The organism is Vibrio harveyi NBRC 15634 = ATCC 14126 = KCTC 12724 (genome assembly GCF_001591145.1).
Taxonomy (GTDB): Bacteria; Pseudomonadota; Gammaproteobacteria; order Enterobacterales; family Vibrionaceae; genus Vibrio; species Vibrio harveyi.
The window spans coordinates 1-14,466 of the sequence record NZ_BCUF01000024.1 but is presented as its reverse complement, the minus strand read 5'-3'; the positions used below and the strand labels follow the sequence as shown (position 1 = coordinate 14,466).

The window sequence follows — 14,466 nt, the reverse complement described above, 5'->3', positions numbered from 1 at the left end:
GTTAACTTTGTGTTTTTATAAATAATTACTTAATTTATACTAAAAAACCAAATAGAAAACTATAAGGTTAATATGAAAGTAGACTTTCCTACAAGTATCAATATTATTAATAACGAGTTTTTTGATAAAGAGAAAATCCATGACTACACTGATATTATAACTGGAGAGTTATTCATAATATGTGGTCCTGGGTTTTCATTTGATATAGCAAAAAAACTCATTATAAAAGCAAATTTGAATCCAAAAGAGATAGTTATTGTCCACAATAACTCGGTTGAAGAACTAAACAAATTAGAACCACAGCTCAGCTCAAAAGAATGTACCATATTAGGTGTTGGTGGTGGTAAAGTTTGTGACTTCAGCAAGCGTCTTGCATATGTGACGGAAAACAATCTGATACTATTTCCTACGGTCGTATCTAATGATGGTTTAATTTCTCCTATTGCTGTTCTAAGTCGAGATGGAAAAACATACAGTTTACCGGGAAAAATGCCTGAGCATGTTTTTATTGATTTAGAGGTAATCAAAAAGGCACCTAAAAAATATATCATAGCTGCAGCATTAGATTTATTAAGTAATATCAGTGCTACCTCTGATTGGGAATATGCCGAAGAGCATGGTCAAACCAATATGCATTATCTGGCATATCAATTTTCTAGAATTGCTGCATTCCAACTTTTAGACTGTGTGTCATGGGAAGTTGATTCGCCAGAGTTTCTGCGTGCTGTAATTCATGGTCAAATTTTATCTGCAATGGCAATGGCGTATGCGGGGAGTAGTAGACCATGTAGTGGTAGTGAGCATCTAATTAGTCATGCGCTGGATGAGCTAGGGATATCTACAAATCTCTTACATGGTGAAAAAGTAGGAAGAGCGACGCTCTTTAGCCTATATTTGCAAAACAAAAGTAATAAAAAAATAATTTCATTATTTAAACACTTTATGATTAAAGAATGTTTAACAGATGAAAACTTAGCCGATGATAAATTAGTTGAGGTTTTTTCTTGTGCGAGAAAAACACGACCAGGAAGGAAAACAATAATTGACGATTTTACAGATGATGAATTATTGTTAAAGTATAGAGAATTCGAAAGAACGATGAGACGGTGAAATTATGAAAAAAAATGTTATTATTCTGGCGGCGGGTATTGGAAGTCGCCTGCGTCCAATTACTGAAACGACTCCTAAGTCATTAGTAAAAGTTGCAGGAACGCCTTTACTCGTTAGACTTGTTAAGCAAATTATCAAAAATAGTTCTGACCATAAAATTACTGTCGTTGCTGGTTACTTGTCTGAACAAATTGTTCATGCAATGAATGTCATTGATGAAAGTATCGAAGTAATAATAAATAGTGACTATGATACGACAAATAACATGGAGTCATGTCGTTTGGCTTTGGAAAGTACTAACTACGGAGATTGCGTTATTGTAAATGCAGATTGTATATATTCCGACGAGATAGTGACGAAAATGTTGGAGTTGAATAATACTGCTATTGCAATAGACTCTTCTGAATACTTTGAAGAGAATATGAAAGTAAAACTTCAAAATGATAAAGTTGTGGAAATATCAAAGCTACTTCCAGAAGAAAATAATATATTTACTTCTATTGATATCTATAACTTCCTTCAAGAAGATGTTAATAAGCTTTTGGAAGTTATGCGAGAGTACAATAAAAATGGTGTTTTAGATAAGTGGAATGAAGTGGCAATTAATGATATTGCTAATTTAACTGATATATCATGCGTTGATTTTAATGGTCTCAGTTGGATGGAAGTAGATAATCACGATGATCTTAAAAAAGCAGAGGAACTATTCAAGTGATATATACCCACGCTTTTTTTGATTTAGATGGTACTATTTATGTCGATGGGAAATTATTGCCTGGAATTAAAGATAGTTTAAAGAAATTAGAATCATCTGGAACTGAAATTTATTACATGACTAATAATACGTCAGTTTCGTTGGCAAAGTATTATGAAAAATTGAATACTTTAGGCATCCCAACAAAAGAATCCTGTGTGATATCACCTACTGTTACACTTGCCGATTGGTTAAGAAAAACCAAATATAGAAAGATATATACTGTTGGGACAATTGATTTTTCTAATGAAGTATGTTCATTAGCAGATTGTGAATATTCAAATAGTGAACCTGATATAGTAGTTGTTGGGTTTGATAGAGAATTAACCTACGAAAAATTACAAACTGCATGTGCTTTTATTAATCGTGGTATTCCATGGGTAATTACACACATAGATTTGGCTTGTCCTTCAGAAAATGGCCCAATCCCTGACTGTGGTGCAATAGCTAATTTAATTTCGCATACTACAGGTAAACAACCAATGAAAGACTTTGGTAAACCTAGTGATATCATGTGTGATTTAATTCGTGTTATATCCAAAGATTCTGATGATATATTAGTATCTGGCGATCGTGTATACACCGATGCTGCGATAGGTTTGAAGTTAGGTGCTACAACGGTTTTAGTCTGCACTGGAGAATATCAAAAGGGTAACGACACTTTAACTTCTAATGATGATATTAATGTTGTTGATTCGTTGTCTGATTTCTTAAACAAAGTATTATAGTGTTTTGTAAACGAAGGGATGCTCCAAGTTTATACGGTGTCCCTTCTTTTTTTTGGTTTTATAAATTTTATTATGAAAAAAAATATTAAGTCATTTCTTGTCCAGGTCGGGCTCTTTGGAACCGTCAAGGCAGCATATCTATATTTTGAGTTTATATTTGTTAGACTTTTAGACAATATTATTACATCTAAAAAGGAATGTAGCAAGGGAACATTAAGATGTGATCAGAATGTATTTAGTGGGAACTACAAATATTATCTACTTGGCAAGGATACTCCAATATGCTGTGCTAGTAATCTCTATGAAATATTGAAAGACGTTACAGAGGTTTTAGAAAAAAACTCCATTCAATATTTTATTAACTATGGAACTTTCTTGGGTAGTGTACGACATAAAGGGCTGATTCCTTGGGACACAGATATCGATATTGGAATTCTAGAAAAAGATGTTGAAAAAGTAACTGATATTTTAAACGAATCTTATAATGATAAATATATGATTAAAAAATCAGGAGGTTATATTCGAGTTTTTTACAGCCAAACTAATACGTTACACTTAGACTTTGATATTTGGCATGATGAAGGGGATTCTATAACAATGTATCATGATTTAGAGCATGGTAGTTTGACATGTAAAAAAAGTGATGTGTTCCCTACAAGGAAGTATGACTTTTACGATTTAAAACTTCAAGGTCCAAATAACGTCAGAATGCTTGAACAAGCATATGGTAAAGATTATATGAATGTTGCATATAAGAAATGGGGATATACAAAATCTAAAAAATATGAAATCACAAAAGGAGAACCAGCGAAAATAAAAAGACAATAAAAATTACAGAATACTTTGATGCTTTAAGTTCATAAAATACCTATTCTGTTAACTTTAGCATGTTGAATACAATTACATTGATGTACAGCTTTATTTTTCGACCTGAAATGCGGTGTTAAATGGTATCTATTTTATGATTATAGTTTGTTTAATGGTGTGAATGTTATATATGTTGTCCAGAATTATAAAGTATAATTTAGATGAAATAAAAAGTGTAACAATTTTAATTGTTTTTAAGCTGATACAACTGGCTGTCCCTATCTTATCTTTACCTATATTATACGACCGTATAGAAGTATCCGAGTTAGGTAACCTTTTATACCATATTGCGATTCTAGATTTTGGCACCGTAATATCTCTCTATGGTTATGAGATTTCCGGATTAAAAAACTTATCCGAAGCTCGAAAAAGTAAAGGTGTTTTTATAGACAGATTTAATGTAATATTGACATCAAAGTTAATATTATTTACTTTGATTTATATTGTCGTTTCTTCTGTGGCATACTATTCTCCGTATTTGGATTTTGATTTAGTTATGCTGTTGACGCCATATTGGGTGTTATCTCAATTTTTGCTTCCTTGGGTTTTAGTTGCTTTAGGAGAAGCTCGCACAATTCCCAAAGTTATTTTACCTGGGAAGGTATCATTAATATTAGTGCTTTACTTTTTTTCATATAATGCTGGCGGGTATATTTTTGCACTAACATTAGATTATTTTGTATCATGTGTCGTCATGTATTATTTTATATATAAACGTGGTTGTTTGGATTATGCTCTTCCGAGTAGAGTTCAAATCGTAGAGTCCCTTAAAGATAATTTCTATTTCTTTTTATCTAGGCTTAGCGTAATAGTATATTCAAGATTAAGCACTATGATTATGGGGTATAAAGCATTACACGATCAAGTTGCCATATTTTTAGTTGCCGAAAAAATCAGCAATGGAATAAAGGTCCCAACAGGTGTCGTTAGTCAAGTGTTTTTTTCAAAAACCTCGATAGATAAGAATTTTCATAATGCAATGTGTGTTGGTGGTGGGTTATTTGTTATTTCTAGCTGCATTTCATTAATCATTTTCTTTAACTTTGAAACAGTTCTATTTTATTTGACCTCTGGGAATGTACCTCAAGATTATGAGAGTTTGTTGCCAATGATAGCTATTGTGCCTTTCAGTGTGATAAGTTCATATCTTGGAGGTTCAATATTAATAGTATTTGGGAAGGAAAACATTTTTAACTTAAGTACATATGTTTCTGTAATTTTGTATTTTATATTTCTAAGTGTGTTCTTTTTTATTTATGGGCTAAGTTTGCGTTCTATTGTATACACAATTTTTTTAGTGGAACTCTCTATTTTCTTTATTCGTTTTTATGGGGTTAAATTAGTGTATTCAGTCATAGTTTCTGAAAGAAATGCAAATGAATAAATTTTAATTAATTAAAATGTAATTGTTATTTAATATAAAATGAAAAAGTATAATTTAAGAAAAGCGTTAAAGTTATTTATAAAGCATTTGTATCTAAAGTCGGTATATGGCCTTTTTAAGCTTCTTAAACTAGAAAAAGGTAGCTTTATTTTTTCAAGTTTTTATGGTGAACAATATTCAGGAGACCCTAAAGCTATATATGAAACATTGCGAGATTATAATTATGGAAAAAGAATCGTATGGGTTTTAAATTCAAATGAAATAATCGATGACTGTGTTATCGTAAAAAGATATTCACTGCGCCATTTTTATTATTTAGCTACGTCGGAATTCAGAGTAGATAACTGCCAAGAGAGTTATTTATTAAAACCTAAACCAGAAAGTATTTATTTGCAAACTTGGCACGGAACCCCGTTAAAGAAGATTGCTCAAGATATCGAAGATAATAGGTTTTCAAGAATAAAGAAGGATTGGTTTAAAGATGCAAATAGTTGGTCCTATTTGTTATCTTCTAGTGATAACATAGCCAGTAAACTATCAAATGCCTTCTCAATATCGAGAGATAGAGTTCTTGAAATTGGCTACCCTAGAAATGATTTGTTTTTTAGTTGTAGCAATGAAAAAATGCAGGAAATAAAAAATGAGTTAGGGTTACCGAAAAGAAAAAAAGTTATTTTATATGCTCCTACCTTTAGGGATGGTAATTCTAAGTTTGACCTTAATTTGGATTTGGATGTTTTAAATAAAAAATTAGGTAATGATTACATTTTTTTAATAAGAATGCATTCAAATATTAAGCGTTCCTCTATGCTAAGTTATGAAAAAAACATAATAGATGTTAGTAATTATCACGATGTTCAAAATTTAATGTTGATTTCTGATGTCCTTGTTACTGACTATTCATCATTATTTTTTGATTACGCAATTCTAAAAAGAAAAATGATATTCTATGCATATGACTTAGAAGAATATGAAAGTGTTTGTCGCGGTTTTTATTATAATTACAAAGAATTTGTTCCTGGAGATTTAGTTTATAACCAGAATGAACTGATCGATAGTATCTTTGACGAGAGTTTTGACCTCCAAAGAGTGATTGATTTCAATAGGGAGTTTAACCCCAATAGCGATAATGTATCAGAGTCTGTTCTAAGGAAGTTGGGGGTTATTGATGATTAAGGTCTTTGATTTCATTTTTATTCAGTTAAAGAAAAGAAGTTTTCGAGAAGTATTACAAAGGCTTCTCGAACTTATTTTTGGCTATCCATTATTGGTTCTATCATTTTTATCTCCGAGAGATAAAAACAAGATAGTTGTGGGGTGTCACACAAAATTTAATGATAATAGTAAATACTTTTATCTTATAAGCAAGCAGTTAAAACCAGAAAAGCCTATTTATTGGATAGCAAATTCAAAATCAATTGCTGAAGATATGAGACATCTAGGGTATGAGTCGTTTTACAGGTGGTCATTTAAGGGACTTTACCATTCCCTTACTGCCAAATATTATATATTCTGTTTTCATATTATTGATGTAAACATGTGGACCTGGGGAGGAGCTGTAAAAATAAATCTATGGCATGGTATCCCAATTAAGCATATTGAGTTTTCTGCTAATAATGCGCGTTCTTCAAAAGTTTATAACGAGAAAAGTTTGATATCACGAATTCTAGTTCCTTATATATTTATCAAGCCAGATTTTTTGTTATCTACATCAAAAAAAATAACATCATATTATGAAACAGCATTTAGAATAAAAGGAGAAGGTCGTATTAAAGAGTTTGGCATGCCAAGATGTGATATTTTCTTCATGACAGAGCATGAAAGGTGTAACATAATTCCTTATTGTGAAAATACTCTTTTAGTTACCGAGAAAATACCTGAATATAAGAAAACATTTATATATATGCCAACGTGGCGAGACTATGATTTTTTGAATGATGAAAATTTAAACTTCGAACTTATAAATGAATCTTTTAGAAGGCACAATTATCTTCTTCTGGTTAAGTTTCATCCTGCTACTTCCTTCTGCGACCAAAGAAGCTATAGCAACATAGAGTTTTTAGACACTAAAGTAGATGTATATCCTATATTAACCAAAGTTGATTGCTTAATTACTGATTATTCTTCTATTTATTATGACTTTATTTTGTTAAACAAAGAGATTATATTTTATGCTTTTGATGTTGAAAGTTATATCATGAATGACCGAGGGTTTATTGAAGATTATTATAAAGCTATGCCGGGTACTAGAGCATACTCTTTACCTTCATTATTAGAGGTTATTCATGAAGAAAACTTGTTAAAAGCGGATGTTTTGAACTCAGTATATCAAGAGCGATGGGATTCTTTTAAAGGTAAGTCAACAGAAAAAATATTGGAATTGATCTATGAATCCGAAAAGTAGTTATATATCTTTATCTCTGAGTATATTAACGATCCTATTTCCCGTTTTATCTTTCTTTTTTAATGTTTTCTATTACTTAATAAATAACCGGATTTCTTTACAAAGTAGGGTAATAATATATTTTAATGTTTGCCTTGCTATGGCTATGGTCGCTTTTCTATACTATCGAGTAGGTGATAGTGGTGATGTTGTTAGATATGCGCTCTCCTTGGAGTACTATAAGAGTAGTTTAAATAACGGAAGATTATTTCCAGTGGAGAATCTTTATGAAATGATGTATCCATTTTGGTATTCAATCTTCTATTTTTTATCCAAATTTGATTTTTCAGTTCAAGCGTTGAATTTTGTTTCCGCTTTTACTATTTACGGTGCATATTTTTTCATTATTCATCAGTTTGATAAAGAATTGAATCACCCAAACGCTTCAAAATCTATATTTATTAAAGTTTTCTTTCTTATCTCTTTTGTCGCAATTTTTTCTGGTTATAAGACTCTTTGGGCATTTTCTTTGGTGTCTGTTGGTATAGTGCTTTTTTTCAGAAGTAAATTTTTTGGTGTGCTTTTTTTTGCTCTTGGTGCAGGTATTCATCCAGTGGCTTATTTTCCTATACTTGCATTTTTTATTTCTAGAATTTTTGATTTCAAACTGAAATATCTTCTTGTTTCTTTATTAGTAGGTCTTCTTCTTAAACAAGTTGCTTTTATTTTTTCTTACTTAACATTTATTCCTTTTTTGAGTGGTAAAATACAAACATATATTTATGGAGATTGGTCTGTATATCGATTTCACGATTCAGGAGAGTACATTAGATTTTTAATAATGTTACTTATCTGCTTGTTCATTTTTCTCTTGTCTTTTTTTCATAAGGGCAAATTTTCATTTGATCGAACTGAATTATTTGGTTTCTATAATAATTTTGCATTTTGGTATTTTTGTCTCGCAATTACTTTTATTGACTTTAGGACTATAGCTGGTCGATTAATTATTGATGGTTCTATATTTTTTATTCCATTGTTCTATCAAGCTTACGCAAATGGGGTTTTATACCGTAAAAGGGCACTTTCTATTTTGTTGTCTGTTATTTGGCTTGGAATGATAGACGTTAGGACTTTCAACTACGCAAATGAGAGCTTCATCGTAGGTGATGGCTTTCCTTATAATTTATTATATTCACCACTTTTGGAGTTTATTAAATGACAAAAATATCTGTCATAATGAGCGTTTATAATGAGGACGTTGATTGGCTGGCTGAATCAATATACTCAATTACTAATCAGACACATAAAGATATCGAATTTATAATCGTAAATGATAACCCCAATAATCTTGAGAATATTAATCTAATTAAAAACATTAGTTCTAGAGATCCGAGGATAGTTACTTGGTTTAATAATGAAAACTTGGGATTAGTTCGGAGTTTAAATATTGCAATTTCTCTTTGTACCGGAGAGTATGTCGCACGAATGGATGCCGATGACATATCTTTACCTAACAGGCTAGAAAGGCAACTTTTATTCCTAGAGGAAAATAAGTTAGACTTAGTTGGAGCAAATGTCTTGTTGTTTGATGATGCTAGGCCAGAAGGTTTCTTTACAACAGATAAATTACAAACACACAAATTCTTGAAAAAACTGCTTCTTAAAGGAACAATCGGAATTGTTCATCCCACGTTTTTTTGCAGGAAAAATTTATATTTACAACTCAATGGTTATTCTGATTCTCCTCATACGGAAGATAAAGAATTTTTAGCAAGGGTTTTTGTTAACAATTACAAAGTAGGAAATATAAGCGACGTTCTTTTAAAATGTAGGTACAACAACTCAAGTATTACTAAAAATAATGCTGCATATGTGAATTACGTTGGTCGTTACATAACTAGAAAATTTAATGACTTTGATAAGTTAGGTACGTATACTTTCGATTCATTAGAAGTGCGTGATTATCAACCGACGGAATCTGATGTTAAAAGTTACAATTTAAAACAAAAGTGGTTATACAAAATGAGAGTTTCTAAATCGAAAAAAAATTACCCTTTGTTTTTTTATTATACAATTAGGGCGATAACTAGTAATTCGACGGCCTTGGATAATTTCAAAGTTAATTTTTATTTGTTTATATATAGAACGATAGAGAGGATTAATGTTTAATTTGAATGCTCTTTTTTTCAAAGTGGTCAGATTATATTGATAAATATTTTATCGGTATATTAAATTAATATAACTTCACAATTACCTTGGCTGCTTTGTAAGTTAATTTATATTTGATGTGATTTCAATCTTGTTTTCCATTTTTCAATTGATATCTTGTTGATTACATAAACTTAATAGCAGGACCTTGTTTTCAGTCCTGCTTTGCTTTTAGGTATATTGGTTATTTTCTCATGTAATTATACATGTTTTTTAAAGCTCTTTTGGGCAGAACTCTTGAGCTAGAACGCACAAGGAAATACATTGCAACTGATGGCTTTTTAGTGAGTTTTAACTGATATATTTTGTGCATCAATTTTAACTCACTAATTGCGTATTGCACCCCTTTTCTTCGTTCCAACATACCATTTCCCACTCTGGCGCTAACTAAAGTTTCAGGTATATTACTTAACTTAAACCCTCCAGATTGAAGGCGTAACCATAGATAGTAATCTTCCATATAAAGATGGTGTTTATAACTTCCAACCTGTTCTACTGCTTCTTTCCTAAAAACTGTTGCCATATGATTAAGAGGGTTTCTTTTAAGGCTATATTTCTCTATTTTTTCATAGCTTGGAACTTTTTTAACCTTGCTTGGCTTGTCTGGTGTCACTTCGAACTCGATTATATCAGAGCTCACAGCTGCTATTTGTGGGTTATCATCCATGTATTTGATTTGCTTTTCAAATCGGTCAGGATGGTTTATGTCATCTGTATCTACGCGAGCTACAAGATCATTACTGCAATGCTCTAATCCCTTATTCAGTGCGTCTCCTAACCCCACGTTTTTTTCTATAATTATTTGCTTTATTGGAAGTTTTTTCTGCCATTTTTCTAGAGTTTCATATAGTGCTGGCGTTAATGGACCGTCATGAACCACCACTACTTCATTGGCTTTTAAGGTTTGCCAAGCTAGACTTTTAAAGCATTGTTCTAAATAATCTGGTTTCTCTTTATAATACAGAGAACAGAGAACAGAAAACGGTGAATTCATACTAGCGACCCATCCCAAACAAAACTGTTTTTACAGTAAGAAGCAAAATCTTCACTTCCATCTTCCAATTTTGATGTTTTATATAGTAAATATCATACTTATGCTTCCAAACTGCGTCTTCAATTGAAGCCCCGTATGGATATTTCACCTGAGCAAGACCTGTAACTCCTGGCTTTACTGCATGACGAAACCGATAGTAAGGAATCTCTTTTTCTAATTCCGAAATAAACACTTCTCGTTCTGGACGTGGTCCCACCATCGACATTTCGTTTTTTAATACATTAATTAGCTGTGGTAGTTCATCAATACGTGTCTTGCGAATAAATTTTCCGACTCGTGTGATTCGGGCATCGTTTTTTGTTGCCCACTTTGCCCCATCTTTCTCAGCATCATTTCGCATTGAACGAAACTTAATTACATCGAACTCCTCATTATATTGTCCTGTACGTCTTTGTTTAAAGAATACGGGACCTGGTGATTCAAACTTGATTAAAAGAGCTGTAATTAGTCCCACAGGAATGGCTATCCAAGCCAGCATAAAAACAAAAAGCAAATCAATCGCTCTTTTCTGCCAACTGTTCTTCCTATTAGACAAGATTGAAAAAGCTTTTTGGTGCAGAAAATAGCCACTATGGAGTAGTTCAGTTTCTGTATACCCCAAACGTCTATCAAAGTAACTCACTAAAGGTTCCACCCAAGCCCCAAGCTCTGTAGCGGCGACAAGGTATGCCTGCTGATTACTGTCTAGTTGAGAGCTTCTGAAATGACATAGTGTCTTGTTTTTGAAATCTCTTATTGAGTAGTTATTTACTTGAGCCCTGATTTCAGGGTGCTTTGCTAATACTGAAGAAATGGTTTCTTCGTCTGATACCGAGCAATAAACATATATACAAGTATCCTTAACTCCTGCTTTCGAGTTATCTGATGATGCCTGAGTGCTAAGAGCCCCGTTGTTAGTTAACGTTTTTGCTTCTCTCTTTTGAAGCGATGTGCCAATAGTGTCTGTCATAGGTTAAATTTTTAAATGTTAGACTAGCCAAGTTCTGATAATCAAGAAAGTATAGTGTATTTATCGGTGAATTTATATCCCAAACAGTCAAAGTTGATTTTTGGGGTGTTCAATAATAAGTAAAAAGCAGATCTCATCCTACTTAAATTCTTGTAGGAAATAGCAATAATACATTCTTGCATTGCAGTTAACATAGTACCCTGTCTTTACTTTTGTTATCCTTCTGGGGAAAAATTTAAGGGGTTTCCTTATGAAAATTGCTGTCGCTGGTACCGGCTATGTTGGGCTTTCTAATGCTATGTTGTTAGCTCAAAACCATGAAGTGGTTGCACTAGATATTGTTCCTGAAAAAGTTGAATTGCTAAACAAAAAACAATCTCCAATTGTTGATGCTGAGATTGAACACTTCCTTGAAAACAGGGAACTAAACTTCATCGCAACAACCGACAAGCAGAAAGCTTATCAAGGTGCAGAATATGTTGTGATCGCAACGCCAACGGATTATGACTCAGTCACGCATTACTTTAATACTTCTTCTGTTGAAGCGGTGATTAAAGATGTTATGTCCATCAATCCTGATGCAGTAATGGTGATTAAGTCTACTGTTCCTGTTGGCTATACTGCTCGAATTAAGGAAGAATTGGGGTGTGAGAATGTCATTTTCTCTCCTGAGTTCTTGCGAGAGGGCAAAGCGCTTTATGATAACCTTCACCCATCACGTATCATCGTTGGTGAACGCAGTGAACGTGCCGAAGTATTTGCTAGCTTGCTGGTGGAAGGGGCAGTAAAAGACGATATTCAAGTTCTATTTACTGATTCGACAGAAGCTGAAGCAGTAAAACTTTTCTCCAACACCTACCTTGCTATGCGTGTAGCATACTTTAATGAGCTGGACTCTTATGCAGAAGCTCATGGCTTGGATGCTCGTCAGATCATTGAAGGTGTTGGCTTGGATCCTCGTATCGGTAATCATTACAACAACCCATCATTTGGTTACGGTGGTTACTGCTTACCAAAAGACACTAAACAGCTTTTAGCCAATTACCAAGATGTACCAAACAACATCATTGGTGCGATTGTTGATGCTAACCGTACTCGTAAAGATTTTGTGGCTGAAGCTATTCTTAAGCGCGAACCGAAAGTTGTCGGTATTTACCGTTTAATCATGAAGGCGGGATCGGACAATTTCCGTGCTTCTTCTATTCAGGGCATCATGAAGCGTATCAAGGCGAAAGGTGTTGAGGTCGTAGTTTACGAACCAGTACTCAAAGAAGAAGATTTCTTTAACTCTCGAGTGATTAAAGACCTGAATGAGTTCAAACAAAGTGCGGATGTGATTGTTTCTAACCGCATGGTGGAAGAGTTAGCCGATGTAGCGGATAAAGTTTACACGCGTGACTTGTTTGGTAGTGACTGATCAATTTCCGGTAAGGTCCTAGTTTGCTAGGACCTTCTTTCTTTACTCTTACTTAAGTATCTGCTTCGCTCTAATCAATAAACCACCTCAATTCCCTCTGCTTCCAACTTCTCTCCTAACTCTTTTTTTGCTTCTTTCTCTCCATGTATCAAATGCACGGCTTTTGGTTGTGCTGGAACTCCAGTTACAAACTTCAATAAATCGCTTTGGTCTGCGTGTGCAGAATATCCAGAGATGGTATGGATCTGTGCGTTGGCTTCGATTGGTTGGTTATCGATATCCACCGTGTGGCTGCCTGATTGGATTTCTCGCCCTAAGGTTCCTTGCGCTTGATAGCCCGCAAACAGCACATCATTTTTTTCGTCTGGTAAGAGTGCTTTTAAGTAATTGACGATTCTTCCTCCTTCGCACATACCGGATGCCGCGACGACAATTGCAGGCTCGTCGGTGGAGGCTAGTCGATTCACTAATGCTTGATGTTCTCGATGGTTTTCTACAGTAATGCATTGTTCAAAAGCGAGGGGATGACGATGATTGTTGAGCTTTTGTTTTGCTTCTTTTCCCCACAGTTTTTTGAAACGGCGATAGGTCTTCGTGACTCTTTTCGCAAGTGGTGAGTCTAGGATAATTGGCAAAGAAGACGACAAGTCGCGTTGGTGAATCAGCTGTTCAATATCGAATAACAGTTCCTGTGTACGTCCTACGCTGAAAGCTGGGATCAGAATTACACCACCGTCTTGCAGTGCGTGATCGATAATGGTGTTCAAGCGCTCAGTTCGAGTGGCAATGTCTTCATGCTCTTTGTTGCCGTATGTGGACTCGATGAACAAATAGTCGGCACGCTTTGGCGGCTTCGGATCGGGTAAGAGCGGGGTATTGGACGGACCTAGATCGCCGGAAAACACGATGATTTCATGATTGGGGAGTTTGAATTCCACGTAAGCGGAACCAAGAATGTGCCCTGCTGGTTGAAAGCGCAGGTAACATTGTTTGCAAAGTGGCAGCCATTGTTGGTAGTCATGGGGTCTTAGCTGTTTTTTAATAACGTTGAGGACTTGTTGACGCTGGTGGTAGTTCAAACCCAGTTGCAGCTTTAATCCATCTTCTAACATGAGCGGTACTAGTTCGGCTGTTGCTTTGGTGCAGTAAATAGGACCTTTAAATCCAGCAGCCAGTAACCAAGGTAGGCGTCCAATATGGTCGATATGAGCATGAGTCAGGACTAATGCTTTGATGTATTTAACCGGAAATTCAATATCCAGTGATGCCTTGCGATTACCAAAATGGATGTCTTTGCCTTGAAAGAGTCCGCAATCGATCAAGATGCTGCCGTGTGGCAGTTTCAATTCATGACAAGAGCCAGTGACGGTATGTTTTCCACCATGGTGAATCACACTGGCGATGTCTGATATTGGTGTTGTCATGTCGATTGCTCCTCCTTGAACAAGCATAGGTCAATACTAAATCTGAGGGCAGGGTAAGTGAATAGAGTTCGTTGGTTGGATGGAATTGAGTGGGAATAATCGGAAGTGCGATTAGGTTCTTTGTTTTGATGTAAGGCGCTTTTCGTTACTTAACTTTGGGTTTGACACATGCGGTTAGTAGATTCCTT

At 34.2% G+C, this 14,466-nt stretch carries 13 protein-coding genes; 10 read left to right on the top strand and 3 right to left on the bottom strand.

Annotated elements, in window-relative coordinates:
• Positions 1–72 precede the first annotated feature (72 nt).
• The 9 genes from VHA02S_RS13620 (at position 73) to VHA02S_RS13580 (ending at position 9,395) form a co-directional block, all read left to right on the top strand.
• On the top strand, positions 73–1,110 hold the full coding sequence (locus VHA02S_RS13620) for an iron-containing alcohol dehydrogenase (protein ID WP_038897732.1): 1,038 nt from the start codon (positions 73–75) through the stop codon (positions 1,108–1,110).
• Positions 1,111–1,114: 4 nt separating this feature from the next.
• Entirely contained in the window at positions 1,115–1,825 is a 711-nt protein-coding gene (locus tag VHA02S_RS13615; protein WP_038897733.1) for a phosphocholine cytidylyltransferase family protein, read from the top strand.
• Entirely contained in the window at positions 1,822–2,592 is a 771-nt protein-coding gene (locus VHA02S_RS13610) for an HAD-IIA family hydrolase (protein ID WP_050567783.1), read from the top strand. The genes VHA02S_RS13615 and VHA02S_RS13610 overlap by 4 nt, the downstream gene beginning before the upstream one ends.
• 72 nt (positions 2,593–2,664) lie before the next feature.
• A complete protein-coding gene (locus VHA02S_RS13605) occupies positions 2,665–3,420 on the top strand; it encodes a LicD family protein (protein WP_155484949.1) in 756 nt (251 codons plus the stop codon).
• Between the two features lie 169 nt (positions 3,421–3,589).
• Complete coding sequence (locus tag VHA02S_RS13600) at positions 3,590–4,843, top strand: MATE family efflux transporter (RefSeq protein WP_127891273.1); 1,254 nt, start codon at positions 3,590–3,592, stop codon at positions 4,841–4,843.
• Positions 4,844–4,882: 39 nt separating this feature from the next.
• The gene (locus VHA02S_RS13595) at positions 4,883–6,019 is read left to right on the top strand and encodes a CDP-glycerol glycerophosphotransferase family protein (protein ID WP_050567784.1); all 1,137 of its coding nucleotides are present in this window, start codon (positions 4,883–4,885) and stop codon (positions 6,017–6,019) included.
• Positions 6,012–7,247 (top strand): CDP-glycerol glycerophosphotransferase family protein, encoded by a 1,236-nt coding sequence (locus tag VHA02S_RS13590; RefSeq protein WP_038897736.1) that lies wholly within the window; start codon positions 6,012–6,014, stop codon positions 7,245–7,247. The genes VHA02S_RS13595 and VHA02S_RS13590 overlap by 8 nt, the downstream gene beginning before the upstream one ends.
• Entirely contained in the window at positions 7,231–8,445 is a 1,215-nt protein-coding gene (locus tag VHA02S_RS13585) for an EpsG family protein (protein ID WP_038897737.1), read from the top strand. Before VHA02S_RS13590 ends, VHA02S_RS13585 begins: the two co-directional genes overlap by 17 nt.
• Positions 8,442–9,395 (top strand): glycosyltransferase, encoded by a 954-nt coding sequence (locus tag VHA02S_RS13580; protein ID WP_050567785.1) that lies wholly within the window; start codon positions 8,442–8,444, stop codon positions 9,393–9,395. Before VHA02S_RS13585 ends, VHA02S_RS13580 begins: the two co-directional genes overlap by 4 nt.
• A gap of 223 nt (positions 9,396–9,618) precedes the next feature.
• Here the strand turns inward: VHA02S_RS13580 and VHA02S_RS13575 are convergent, their stop codons facing one another.
• The gene (locus tag VHA02S_RS13575) at positions 9,619–10,428 is read right to left on the bottom strand and encodes a glycosyltransferase (RefSeq protein ID WP_038897738.1); all 810 of its coding nucleotides are present in this window, start codon (positions 10,426–10,428) and stop codon (positions 9,619–9,621) included.
• Position 10,429: 1 nt separating this feature from the next.
• A complete protein-coding gene (locus VHA02S_RS13570; protein WP_038897739.1) occupies positions 10,430–11,437 on the bottom strand; it encodes a sugar transferase in 1,008 nt (335 codons plus the stop codon).
• Positions 11,438–11,687: 250 nt separating this feature from the next.
• Here VHA02S_RS13570 and VHA02S_RS13565 point away from each other — a divergent pair, with 250 nt between their 5' ends.
• On the top strand, positions 11,688–12,854 hold the full coding sequence (locus tag VHA02S_RS13565; RefSeq protein ID WP_038897740.1) for a nucleotide sugar dehydrogenase: 1,167 nt from the start codon (positions 11,688–11,690) through the stop codon (positions 12,852–12,854).
• A 74-nt stretch (positions 12,855–12,928) separates the two neighbouring features.
• On the opposite strand, the gene VHA02S_RS13560 is transcribed toward VHA02S_RS13565, so the two are convergent.
• Complete coding sequence (locus tag VHA02S_RS13560) at positions 12,929–14,278, bottom strand: MBL fold metallo-hydrolase RNA specificity domain-containing protein (RefSeq protein ID WP_038897741.1); 1,350 nt, start codon at positions 14,276–14,278, stop codon at positions 12,929–12,931.
• Positions 14,279–14,466: the final 188 nt, after the last annotated feature.